We start from the raw sequence: 11,445 nt of genomic DNA, 5'->3' as shown, positions 1-11,445 counted from the left end.
GCCTGCGGTGGTTTGGAGCCTCCCCCTGCAGAGCGACCCCGGAGGACCTGCCTCCATCTCCTGCACAGCACCGCTTCCGGAAGCTCCTACATCGACGCCTCCTTCAGCGTTCGTGACACACGACCAGCCAAAACGCCAACCTCAACTTCGGTACGACAACAGCCACTTACCACTGTTCACCGGATCATGGAGCTGTGCGTCACCGGAGGCCCTGGCGACCAAGGCGCCGATGTCGTAGCCAAGACCTACGTCGGAGGCGTCGGGGCGCACAAGTACGTAACCCAGGCCAAGCGATACCGCGCCACGAAGACCGTGGGCTTAACGGATATGGCACGGTTCGCCGTCACCTGCTTCCAGGCGCACGAGGCGGACACCGAAGTGAGGGTAACCACATCGACCTTCACCCCAAGTCGGCCCAGGAGCTCGCCGAGCGCGTAGGCATCGTCTCAGGCCGCACGCAAGTCCGTCGCAAGAGCCCGGTACAGCGCATGCAGGATGGTCGGTGGACCTCGGCCGGCGAGTCCGAGTCGACCATGCGGGCAGGCGGCTTCAGGCCACCCGGGAGAGGTTCCACGAATCCGGCCTTTGGCACGCATGTTGAGCACAACACCTCGCACCCCAAAGTCCGCGCCCGCGTAGAGCACGCCTTCGCCCGCACGGAGTCCTGGAAGATCCTGTGCGACTGCCGCATGAAAGGCGACGGCTCCATGACGCCGTACCCGGCATCGCTCGCCTGCACAACCTCACGCTGGCCGGGTGACGCAGGAACAAGCAGGTCTCTTCACCCGTCACTGCCGTTCGGCCGCATCACCCTGACGGGCGGTGGCGCCGCCTGCGTCAGCGTCGGTCTGGGGCAGTGCGGGCACCACGCTGAGACCGACCAACTGGCCGACCAGCGGAAACCACGTCCGGCGAACGCTTTCCCCGGCGCTGTCGACCAGTTCGTCCCACGACTCGGTCGAGCGCGCGGGGCGCCAGGTGGGGACGCGGTGGCGGCAGTCCCGTCCTCGGAACCGAATCGAGTGGGCACTGTGTGCGGCGCGGCGGTGTTCCGGACGCACCAGACGGACAGCACGCTCCCCGTCTGGGAACACGAACCGGCCGGGACGCTCGGCCGGCCGGGACAGGCGAGCGCTGCTCCCACGCAGGCGCGTACGTCCGCCCGCCGCCGTCGCCGCGCCCCCTGCCGGGGTCGGCGCTCCACTCTGCCTCGATCGACATGTTCCAAGTAATCGCAGGCCAACGGCATAGGGGTGGGGCTAGCCCCCCGGGAACCATGGGGAAATCCCACGCACGCACCCGGTGCCTGGCCCGCTTCCCCGGTCGGACGACGGTCCGCAGACTCTGTGACATGACGACTTCCACCGACCCATCCGTCGCAGCTCAGACGCTCACCACCCGTTCCGGTAGCGGCAGCGACTTCGCAAGGCTGTCCCAGCGCATAGCCGAGGCCGACCTGATGAAGCGGCGCCCCGCCTACTACACGGCGCGCCTCGGTCTGGTGACCGGGCTACTCGCGGCAGGCTGGGGCTGCTTCTTCGCGCTCGGCGACAGCTGGTGGCAGTTGGTGGTGGCCGCCTGTCTGGCGGTGGTCTTCGGGCAAATAGCCCTGGTGGCCCACGACCTGGCCCACCGGCAGGTGTTCCGGCGACGACGATCGAGCGAGATCGGCGGATGGTTGTTCGGCAATCTCGCCATCGGTATGAGCTACGGCTGGTGGATGAACAAGCACACCCGCCACCACGCCAACCCCAACCACGAGGAACTCGACCCGGATGTCGCCCCGGACATCCTGGTGTGGTCCACCGAACAGGCCCGCACCAGCCGTGGTCTGGCCCGCCTCCTCGGCGGTCACCAGGCGCTGCTGTTCTTCCCGCTGCTGACCCTGGAGGGCTTCAACCTGCACGTCGCGAGCCTGCGGGCGCTGCGCTCGCCGTCCATGAAGAACCGGCTGCTGGAGGGCACTCTGCTCCTCCTGCACATCGCAGGCTACCTGTCGGCCCTGCTACTGGTGCTCTCACCCGGCAAGGCGGTGACGTTCCTCGCCGTGAACCAGTGCCTGTTCGGCGTCTACCTCGGCTGCGCCTTCGCCCCCAACCACAAGGGCATGCCGACGCTCACCGGTGACGAGCGCCCCGACTTCCTCCGCCGCCAGGTACTGACCTCCCGCAACGTGCGCGGCGGCCGGCTCACCGACGTGATGCTCGGGGGGCTCAACTACCAGATCGAGCACCACCTGTTCCCGAGCATGCCCACCCTGAATTTGCGTCGGGCCCAGGTCATCGTGCGCGAGTACTGCGCAGAGACAGGCGTGCCGTACCACGAGACCGGACTGATCCAGTCCTACCGCGAGGCCCTGATCCACATGCATCGGGTTGGGGAGCCGATCAGGCGACAGCGCAAGGGGTGACACCGGCGGTACTCATGGCAGCACGGACGCCTGATCCCGGACGAGGCCGGGGACACAGGGGTTCGCGCTCCTTGGGCCGTAGTCCGGCCAGGACTAGGTTGGCTTCCCCTCTGAGCCACCGTCGCGTCCTACTTGACAGTGAGGAGTCCCTGCGTCCGAGACCGCAGCCGTCGGCCGGCGTCCTGCTGCCCTCGCGCGAGACCGCCCGACTCACCGAACGAGACGTCACCGTGGTGGTACCCGCGCGTGACCATGCCGAGGCCGTGGCCCGCCTGCTGCCGGCGGTTGGCGAGGTCGCCAAGGTCGTTGTTGTCGACGACGGTTCGGCCCGTCCCCTGCGGGCCGCCACGTTCAGTGAGAGGTAGAGAAGCCCCAGGTCAGATGGCGTTTCTTCGGCCCAGGAAGGGCGCGTCAGGGCCTCAGAGCGCAAACGAGCGTGAGGGCCGAGCCAGCGCGTCACCTCTGTGTTCCGGGCCGCCAGCCATTGCCGAACCCGAAGCTGCTGCACAGAAGCCGGTACATGCCGCCCAGGATCCAGCGGTAGGACCTGTCCAACAGCTTGGGCTTCGGCTCGCGCATGGCCTACTGGCCACACTCGCGGAACTTGAACGAGCCGGCGTTTGACGACGGCTGCGTGATGTTCTCCTCGCCGCGTTGAACGCGGCCTCCTGCCTGGACCGGCCCCGTTGGGCGGCCGCCCGCCTGGGGTGCAAAGCCCCAGAGTGCCGACTGCAGCCTCCGGGCAAGGAGATCCACGTCGTCTTGGACCACGGCTCCTCCCACACCGCCACGCGCACCAGGAAGTGGCTGGCCGAGCACCCGCGCTGGACCGTGCACTGGACCCCGCCGCATGCCTCCTGGCTCAACCAGATCGAGCTGTACTTCTCCGCGATGACCCGCCGGGTCCTGCGTCACGGCGACTTCTCCAGCCGCGACGACCTCATCGACAAGCTCGACACCAACGTCATCGGCCGCAACGAGAGCGCGAAACCGTACAGGTGGACCTACGACGGCACCCCCCTCAAGGTCACGTAGGCGATGATGAGCAACATGGGCACTGACGCGCAGCTTCCCGAGAGCCTGACCTTGATCGAGGCCTACCGCGCGGCCTACTACATGGTCGAGCAGTACATCGCGCTGGAAAAGCAGCCCGACGTGGGCCTGGTGCTACTCCAGCAGTACATGGAGTCAGACTCGGGGACTGGCGCGGTGGCTGCTGCTCCGTTTCCAGTCCCCGCCGCTTCACACCGGGCATGCGGTTCTCCCGCGCCCGGCTTTCCGACATCGTTCAGGACGTCGAACTCGTTGAGGGCGGACTTCCAGCGGTTGTGCCGGCGTCCACCGGCTGGCGTTTCGCGATCCGCGAAGTTTCACGGGGCGACGGGGAAGGTCCATTGCTGTCCGGGCCGGCCCTTGGTCATCCCGGTGATGCCGCCGTCGACGTCGGCCGTCAGGTAGGAGTCGTCCGTGGGCAACGGCCCGCCAGTGAAGGCGGACCAGATCATTCCCTTGTTGGTCTGGAAAGGGAATGTCCTGATGGGCCCGCTGGGTGCCTCCTTGCACCATGCCAGCGATAGGTTCCACCCGGGCGTCTTGCTGGCGGCCTGGGCGGTGCCCGGTTCCACGGGGGTGAGCAGATCCTTCTCGTCGGTGTTCAGCTTCTGCGGGCTTAGCGAGAGCAAGTGGTCTTCGAGGCTGAAGTAGCGGTTGAGTACGAGGCAGCGATCCCCGTCCACGCCGAGGCTTTCCAGGCGCTTGTGGGCGGCGTCGTACTTCCATGCCTGGTCCTTGGTGTTGCCGCACGGTCGGGGTCCGGCGGCCTGGATGTACCGTCCGGCATCGGGGTTGGAGGTGCCGTCCCCGAAAGTGTCGGATTCGTGGCCGAGGAAGGCCTGGATGCACTCACCGGTCTTGTCATTTTTGATCTTGAAGTGGCCGGTGGGGAAACCGCCGTTGGACGCCTTCGGGGCGCCATGCGCGGCGACGCCGATCCCGCTGACCACCGCCGCCACCGTGAGCGCCGTCGTGATCCACACCCTCTTGCCCATGCTGTCCGTCCTTCCCGACGAAACGAATTCCGCAGGGCCCAACTCGACTGATCCATTCTGGTAACGGGGTAGCGTCGATCGATCGCTCTGGCGTGCCGTCGGTAGCTTCCGAGCGAGGAGCGTTCGATGGCATCCGAGCTCGCCGACCTGGTCGTCACCCTGCGCGCCGAGGTTGCTCCGCTCCTGACCGGGGTGCGGAGTGCCGCCACCGAGGGTGAGGCGGCGGCAACGAGACCGCGAAGCCGTACAGGTGGACCTACGACGGCGCCCCGTTGAAGGCCGCACGATCAGCCCCAACACCCCTCCGCGAACTTCCGCGGAGCTGCACCAGACCTGAATGGCCGACAGCGGACGTCGCGCCCGGTGCCATCCCGGACGGCATAGGACCACGTCTCTCCCCGCTCGACCTGTTCTTCCAGAAGCGGGAACAGGAGTTCCGGCACCCGCGGCGACGAAGCCTTGTTGGTGTGCCGCACGGATCGGGCAGGTTCAAGCAGTTCGTTAAGGGGTGTCGAGCGGGCTCCGACTCCCCGGCCCAACGCGACCCAAAGTCACACGAGGCCCCAGACCTTCGGCTCGCTGGACACAGTGGGTACGTGGCGACTCCCCAGATCGTGGTGCAGCCAGATACTCAAGTGGCGCGTTCCAGATCGACCTGGAACGCGCTTGTTGACCCTCTTCGCCTTGCCCGCGACGCGAGCAGGACAGGCCATGCCGCATGCGGCATGGCCTCGGCCCGGCGTTCAAGTCGCGCGGGCAACTGATGCCTGTTGGGGGCATGACTGGGCAGTTCTAAAGCTGCAGCGTAGGAGCGCCGCCGCCCGGTCCGCTCGCGCTTGCCCCGGATTGGACCCTTGGGCGACCGCCGTCTGCGTAACCACCAACGAACATCACCTCCGGCGGAGACACCTGAAGCACGAACCGCAGATCGGCGGTCCACGTGGTCGCGCCACCGTGTTTGCCCAGGTCAGGGCACCCTTCCCCGCGGCTTCAGCGGTACAGACGGCAGTTCAGGTGCCGGCAGTGGAGCGCCGTCGTAGCCCTTCACCTCACCGAAGCGAGAGCCTGTCATCCAGTCGGTGCGGGCCTGCTCGATGTCCTCCTGCATGCGGCCGATGAAGTTCCACCACATGATCAGCTCCTCATCGAACGGCTCGCCGCCCAGGAGCATCAGGCCCGCGTCCGACTCCGCGCGCAGCGGGAGTTCGGTGCGGCCGCAGCCCAGGTAGAGCATCGAGCCCGGCAGGACCGGGACCCCGTCGACATGGGCCTCCCCGGACATCGACAGCACCGCGTACTCGAAGTCCGCCTCCAGGGGCAGTCGTACGTCCGCGCCGCGCGCCAGGGCCAGATCGGCACCGGCGATCGGGGTGAACGTCGTGCCGGGGGACCGTGTGCCGTCGATCTCGCCCAGGAGCAGGGTGGCCGTCAGGCCCGGGGTCGTGATCACGGGCAGTTCGGGGTGGTACTCGAAGCGCGGGTCGGTGTGCCGGTGGCTGTCCGGCAGGGCCACCCACAGCTGGGCGCCGTGCAGGAAGCGCGCATGGGGCCGGGGACTCTCCTCGGAGTGACTGATCGCCCGTCCCGAGGTCATCAGGCCCAACTCGCGTGGGCGGACGGTCTGGAGACTGCCCGTCGAGTCGCGGTGCAGGACCTCGCCCTCGTGCAGCCAGCTCACCGTCTGCAGGCCCATGTGCGGATGCGGGGGCACCTGCATGCCCGGCTCGTCCGCGATGTCGTCCGGACCGTAGTGGTCGACGAAACACCAGGCGCCCACCATGCGGCGGCCGAGGTTCGGCAGCAGTCGTCGGACCTGAGTCGACTCACCGAGCCGGACCTGGCGCGGGCTGAGGAGCTCGCGCACCGGTTCCGCCACCACGAACCCGCGGCCGCCGCACACGGCGGGCACCGCCTCGCGATCGAGATTGCTCATGCCGCCCAACCTAGACCCGGCGGTACATCCGCGTCAGGGCGGCGACCCGCCCGTCGATTCGCTCGTTCCGTCGAGCCGACCAGTCGGCCCAATCGGCACGGGCCCCCCGGCCGGTTCTCCCCGGCCGGTTCTCCCCGCCCGGCCGCCCGCCCTCGGTCGTGGAATATTCAATCAAACACTGGGGTTGTGGGGGCCATAAGGAGGTCAGAGTGGAAACGACGTACTACGACCACGGAACACCTGCGGAGCGCTGGGAGCGGGCCCGGATGTTCTTCGAGGCCAAGGACTACTCCGAGGCCGCGCAGGTCCTCAAGGCTCTGGTCGAGGAGGTGCCGGAGCAGACGGGACCGAGGCTGCTGCTGGCCCGCGCCTACTACCACTCGGCTCAGCTGCGGCGCGCCGAGGAGGAGTTGCGCGGCATCGTGGAGCGCGACCCGGTGGAGCACTACGCCCGGCTGATGCTCGGACGCACGCTCCAGCGTCAGGGGCGCGAGGCCGAGGCCGCACCGCATCTGCGGATCGCCGCGGCGCTCTCGGGTGACTTCGCCGAGGTGTGATCCCCGGACGGCCGGGGACTGACGGCCCGTGACCGGTTCCCCCGGTCACGGGCCGTCGTGCGGATCCGCGCTGCGGCTGCTCACGCTGTGCCCTGGCCGCCTCGTCGCCCTCCGAGGTCCGTGGAGCGGATCACGCGACCCGGCCGCCGTAGCTGCGCCTGCCGCGACGGTGGTCGATCTCGCCGAGGACGACGTCCACGGCGACGAAGGCCGCGAGCGGGATGCCGAGCAGCGGCACGAAGTAGCCGAGGACCGCGACGGCCGCCAGGCCGGGGACGAGGATCTGCGGCGGGACCTGCTGCCAGGCGCCGCGTGGCACGGGCCGCCCGAACGCGCCTGCCCGGCCGCGCTGCCACCACATGCGGTAGCCCCACACGATCAGCAGGACGAGGGACAGGGCGAGGGCCATCAGGGCGAGCTGGTTGATGATCCCGAAGAGGACGCCGGTGTGCAGGTCGATGCCCCAGCGGGTGAGTTTCGCGAGCACCGGATAGTCGGCGAAGCGCAGCACGTCGGTGACCTCGCCGGTGGCCGGGTCGACGGCGACCGAGTCCTGCTTCTCGGGCCAGCTGCGCTGGATCTGCCGGACGACGTAGGCGGAGGACGCGTGGGCGGGCGGCACGATCTCCACGGGATCGGTCAGGCCCTCGGCCCGGGCGGCGGCGAGGACCTTGTCGAGGCCGACGCCGTGCGCGCCGCCGCCGGCGGTCGCGGAGCCATGGCCGGCGTGCTCGCCGCCCGCGGCGGCCGAGACCGACGGGGTGGCCTGGTGGAGGGAGGTGCGCAGTTCGTCGATGTTGGCCCCGGCGTACGTGGACCAGGTCAGTCCGGTCACGGAGAGGAAGAAGAACCCGGCCGCGGCCCAGACACCGACCGTGCCGTGCAGGCCGAGGGTGCGACGGCGGCCGCTGGCGCCGCGCAGCTTGCGCTGGGTGCGCCGGCGCGCGAACCACAGGACGACCCCTCCGCCCGCGATCACCCACAGCCAGCTGGCGGCGAGTTCGCTGTAGAGGCGGCCGTTCTCACCGAGGTGGAGGTCGCGATGGAACTCGTCGATCCAGGTCCGCAGCGGCAGGGCGCCGGTGGAGCCGTACTGCTCCAGGGCGCCGCGCACCGTGCCGGTGTACGGGTCGACGAACACGGCCAGAGTGTGGTCCTTGCCGACGCCGGGGACCCCGGACAGCAGCACCCGGGTGGCGGCGTCCTTCGCCGGGGAAGGGCGTACGGCCGACAGCGTGCCCTCGGGGTGGGCCTTGCGGGCGGCGGCGATCTGAGCGGCGATCGGCAGCTCGGTGTCCCCGACCGGAACGGTCAGCTCATGCGCGTAGACGATCCTCTCCACCTGGAACGAGGCCGCGTACAGAAAGCCGGTGACCGCCGCGACCAGCAGGAACGGGGCGACGAGGACCCCGGCGTAGAAGTGCAGGCGCAGCACCAGGGGACGCAGCGGCGCCCATCCGGAGGGCTTGGCCGCGACGGGCCCTGGGGCGTCGTCCGTCGCGGTCGGGGAAGTGGTGGTCATCGGCGGCCTGCTCCGGGGATCGGGGACGGACTGCGGCCACGCGCCGGGGAGTTGGGCGTGATGGTCCGGTAGTCGGAGGGCCGTACGGGTGAGTTCCCGGCCGATCCCGTGACGTGGGCCACATCCCCTGGGGCCTCAACCGGGTCCGAGCACCGGTGACATGTGCCACAGGCGGGCCGCGCCGCCGCGTCCGCCGCCGGATCCTCCTGTCATGCTGGCGCGATGGCATCCGACGTCGCCCGCGCCAACCCCCGCGGTCTCCCTCTCGCCGACCAGGTCGAGCAACTCCTCGCCGTCGGCGGCCCGTTGCCGATCGTCGCGGCGGGTGATCCGGTGCTGCGCCGTGGCATCGAGCCCTTCGACGGCCAGCTCGACCCGGCACTCCTCGCGCGCTTCGTGACCGCCCTGCGCGAGACGATGCACGCGGCGCCCGGTGTGGGGCTCGCGGCGCCGCAGGTCGGGGTGGCGTTGCGGATCGCGGTCATCGAGGACCCCGCGCCGGTCCCGGAGGAGATCCGGGTGGCGCGCGGGCGGACGCCCCAGCCGTTCCGGGTGCTGGTCAACCCGTCATACGAGGCGCTCGGCACCGAACGGGCCGCCTTCTTCGAGGGCTGTCTCAGCGTGCCGGGCTGGCAGGCCGTGGTGGCCCGGCACGCCCGGGTGCGGCTGCGGGCGCTGGACGAGCACGGGGTGCCGGTGGACGAGGAGTTCGCGGGCTGGCCGGCCCGGATCGTCCAGCACGAGACGGACCATCTGGACGGCATGCTCTATCTGGACCGGGCGGAGCCGCGCTCGTTCTCGTCGAACGAGGCGATGGCCGGCCGATGGACCCAGCCGACGCCGGAACGGGCCGCCGCGGAGCTGGGGTTCACGCTGCCGTTCACGCTGCCGGGCTGAGAGCTCCGAACACGATGGGCGCCCGGCGGGCGCGGTGCGGGAAGGCGAGGGGAGCCGGGCCCCGCGCACGGGTGTGTGCGGGGCCCGGGATCCCTGGGTGCGATGCGCCCGGGGTCAGCCCCGGTACGCCTCCAGCAGGCGCAGCCAGACCTCGCTGATGGTCGGGTACGAGGGCACCGCGTGCCACAGGCGGTCGATCGGGACCTCGCCCGCGACGGCGATGGTGGCGGAGTGGATCAGTTCCCCGACGGCGGGGCCGACGAACGTGACGCCCAGCAGGGTCTCGCTGTCCAGGTCGACCACCATGCGGGCGCGGCCCCGGTAGCCGTCGGCGTACAGGCCGGCCCCCGCGACCGATCTCAGATCGACGTCCACGGCGCGGACCCGGCGGCCCGCCTGCTCCGCCTCCGCCAGGGAGAGACCCACGGCCGCCGCCTCCGGGTCGGTGAACACCACCTGCGGAACGGCCGCGTGGTCGGCGGTGGCGGAATGGGCGCCCCACGGATCCGTCTCCAGGAGCGGGACGCCCGCCGCGCGGGCCCCGATCGCCGCGCCCGCGACACGCGCCTGGTACTTGCCCTGGTGGGTGAGGAGCGCACGGTGGTTGACGTCGCCGACCGCGTACAGCCACTCGCTGCCCGTCACCCGCATGCTGTCGTCGACCGACAGCCAGGAGCCGGGCTCCAGGCCGACCGTGTCCAGGCCGATGTCTTCGGTGCGGGGTGCCCGGCCGGTGGCGAAGAGGATCTCGTCCGCCTCGATGCGGTCGCCCGCGTCCGTGACGACCACGACGGTGCCGCCCTCGCGCCGGACCGACTCGACCGAAGTACCGGTGCGCACCTCCACGCCCGACTCCGCGAGGGCCTCCCCTACCAGTTCCCCGGCGAAGGGCTCCATGCGCGACAGCAGACCCTTGCCCCGTACGAGCATGGTGACCTGCGAGCCCAGGGCTCCCCAGGCGGTGGCCATCTCGGTGGCCACCACGCCGCCGCCCACCACGACCAGCCGTGCGGGCACGGCCTTCGCGCTCGTCGCCTCCCGGCTGGTCCAGGGGCGCACCTCGGCGATCCCCGGCAGGTCGGGCAGCAGGGCCCCGCTGCCGGTGCACACGGCCACCGCGTGCCGGGCGGTGAGCACCTGCTCACCGTCGGGGCCGCTCACCGTGACCTTGCGGGGTCCGGCCAGCCGTCCCTGGCCCCGGTAGAGGTCGGCGCCGACGCTGTTCAGCCAGGCGACCTGGCCGTCGTCCTTCCAGTCCGACACCTCGTAGTCGCGATGGGCCAGGACCGCGGGCACGTCGAGCCGTCCCTGCGCCAGATGGGCGAGGCCGGGGACGCGGCGTGCGTCTGCACGGGCGATCACCGGGCGCAGCAGTGCCTTGCTGGGCATACATGCCCAGTACGAGCACTCGCCGCCGACCAGCTCGCTCTCGACGATCGCGGTGGAGAGTCCGGCGGCCCGGGTACGGTCGGCGACGTTCTCGCCCACGGGCCCCGCACCCAGCACCACGACGTCGTACGCGATGGATTCCGTTTCCGTCATGGGCCCAGTCTGGTTGTTGGTGTGCTCGCTCCGCCACACGGGTACGCGCGCGGAATACATGACCCCGACGTGCCGTTGTCGACAGCGGCCGAGCCCCGACACCAGGAAGAGGGAACCAGCATGAGCAACACCTTCGAGCTCACCAAGGAGAACTTCGACCAGACGGTCAAGGACAACGAATTCGTCCTGATCGACTTCTGGGCGTCCTGGTGCGGGCCGTGCCGTCAGTTCGCCCCGGTCTACGAGAAGGCCGCGGAGGAGAACCCGGACCTGGTTTTCGGCAAGGTGGACACCGAGGCGCAGCCGGAGCTGGCGGCGGCCTTCGGTATCCAGTCGATCCCGACGCTGATGATCGTCCGGGACCAGGTCGCCATCTTCGCTCAGCCGGGCGCCCTGCCGCAGTCCGCCCTCGACGACGTGATCGGCCAAGCCCGCAAGCTCGACATGGACGAGGTCCGCAAGGCCGTCGCCGCGCAGCAGGAGAAGGCCGGGCAGAACGGCGAGTGACGCCGCTCCGCCGCGCTTCGGGGCTGCTT

The 11,445-nt window shown here is 70.1% G+C and carries 12 protein-coding genes and 1 pseudogene; 9 read left to right on the top strand and 4 right to left on the bottom strand.

The genetic code is table 11. From position 1 onward, the window contains the following. The first annotated feature begins 12 nt into the window (after positions 1 to 12). The 5 genes and pseudogenes from AB0L95_RS39005 to AB0L95_RS38985 all read left to right on the top strand — a co-directional run bounded on the left by AB0L95_RS39005 (position 13) and on the right by AB0L95_RS38985 (position 3,445). The gene (locus AB0L95_RS39005) at positions 13 to 438 is read left to right on the top strand and encodes a restriction endonuclease (RefSeq protein ID WP_365170940.1); all 426 of its coding nucleotides are present in this window, start codon (positions 13 to 15) and stop codon (positions 436 to 438) included. A gap of 161 nt (positions 439 to 599) precedes the next feature. After that, positions 600 to 760: pseudogene (locus tag AB0L95_RS39000) on the top strand (IS5/IS1182 family transposase); the annotation flags it as partial. A 591-nt stretch (positions 761 to 1,351) separates the two neighbouring features. After that, positions 1,352 to 2,410, top strand: coding sequence for an acyl-CoA desaturase (locus tag AB0L95_RS38995; RefSeq protein ID WP_365170935.1), 1,059 nt, complete (start codon positions 1,352 to 1,354; stop codon positions 2,408 to 2,410). A gap of 98 nt (positions 2,411 to 2,508) precedes the next feature. Continuing rightward, entirely contained in the window at positions 2,509 to 2,775 is a 267-nt protein-coding gene (locus AB0L95_RS38990) for a hypothetical protein (RefSeq protein ID WP_365170933.1), read from the top strand. 289 nt (positions 2,776 to 3,064) lie between these two features. Further along, positions 3,065 to 3,445, top strand: coding sequence for a transposase (locus AB0L95_RS38985; RefSeq protein WP_365170931.1), 381 nt, complete (start codon positions 3,065 to 3,067; stop codon positions 3,443 to 3,445). Between the two features lie 335 nt (positions 3,446 to 3,780). On the opposite strand, the gene AB0L95_RS38980 is transcribed toward AB0L95_RS38985, so the two are convergent. Then, the gene (locus tag AB0L95_RS38980) at positions 3,781 to 4,458 is read right to left on the bottom strand and encodes a hypothetical protein (RefSeq protein WP_365170929.1); all 678 of its coding nucleotides are present in this window, start codon (positions 4,456 to 4,458) and stop codon (positions 3,781 to 3,783) included. Between the two features lie 126 nt (positions 4,459 to 4,584). Here AB0L95_RS38980 and AB0L95_RS38975 point away from each other — a divergent pair, with 126 nt between their 5' ends. Then, a complete protein-coding gene (locus AB0L95_RS38975; RefSeq protein ID WP_365170927.1) occupies positions 4,585 to 4,734 on the top strand; it encodes a hypothetical protein in 150 nt (49 codons plus the stop codon). A 691-nt stretch (positions 4,735 to 5,425) separates the two neighbouring features. Here AB0L95_RS38975 and AB0L95_RS38970 read toward each other — a convergent pair. Next, positions 5,426 to 6,391, bottom strand: a complete 966-nt coding sequence (locus AB0L95_RS38970) for a pirin family protein (protein ID WP_365170925.1) — start codon at positions 6,389 to 6,391, stop codon at positions 5,426 to 5,428. Positions 6,392 to 6,600: 209 nt separating this feature from the next. On the opposite strand from AB0L95_RS38970, the gene AB0L95_RS38965 reads away from it, so the two are divergent. Beyond that, on the top strand, positions 6,601 to 6,948 hold the full coding sequence (locus AB0L95_RS38965; protein WP_365170923.1) for a tetratricopeptide repeat protein: 348 nt from the start codon (positions 6,601 to 6,603) through the stop codon (positions 6,946 to 6,948). A 130-nt stretch (positions 6,949 to 7,078) separates the two neighbouring features. On the opposite strand, the gene AB0L95_RS38960 is transcribed toward AB0L95_RS38965, so the two are convergent. Next, positions 7,079 to 8,470, bottom strand: a complete 1,392-nt coding sequence (locus tag AB0L95_RS38960) for a PepSY-associated TM helix domain-containing protein (protein ID WP_365170921.1) — start codon at positions 8,468 to 8,470, stop codon at positions 7,079 to 7,081. Positions 8,471 to 8,692: 222 nt separating this feature from the next. Between AB0L95_RS38960 and AB0L95_RS38955 the strand changes: the two genes are divergently transcribed. Further along, positions 8,693 to 9,367 (top strand): peptide deformylase, encoded by a 675-nt coding sequence (locus tag AB0L95_RS38955; RefSeq protein ID WP_365170919.1) that lies wholly within the window; start codon positions 8,693 to 8,695, stop codon positions 9,365 to 9,367. A gap of 114 nt (positions 9,368 to 9,481) precedes the next feature. Here the strand turns inward: AB0L95_RS38955 and AB0L95_RS38950 are convergent, their stop codons facing one another. Beyond that, complete coding sequence (locus AB0L95_RS38950; protein WP_365170917.1) at positions 9,482 to 10,909, bottom strand: NAD(P)/FAD-dependent oxidoreductase; 1,428 nt, start codon at positions 10,907 to 10,909, stop codon at positions 9,482 to 9,484. Positions 10,910 to 10,930: 21 nt separating this feature from the next. Here AB0L95_RS38950 and trxA point away from each other — a divergent pair, with 21 nt between their 5' ends. Continuing rightward, a complete protein-coding gene (gene trxA, locus AB0L95_RS38945) occupies positions 10,931 to 11,416 on the top strand; it encodes a thioredoxin (RefSeq protein WP_365170915.1) in 486 nt (161 codons plus the stop codon). Positions 11,417 to 11,445 lie beyond the last annotated feature (29 nt).

This window comes from Streptomyces sp. NPDC052036 (genome assembly GCF_040680495.1).
Lineage (GTDB): Bacteria > Actinomycetota > Actinomycetes > Streptomycetales > Streptomycetaceae > Streptomyces.
This window is presented reverse-complemented; position numbering and strand designations above follow the sequence as displayed.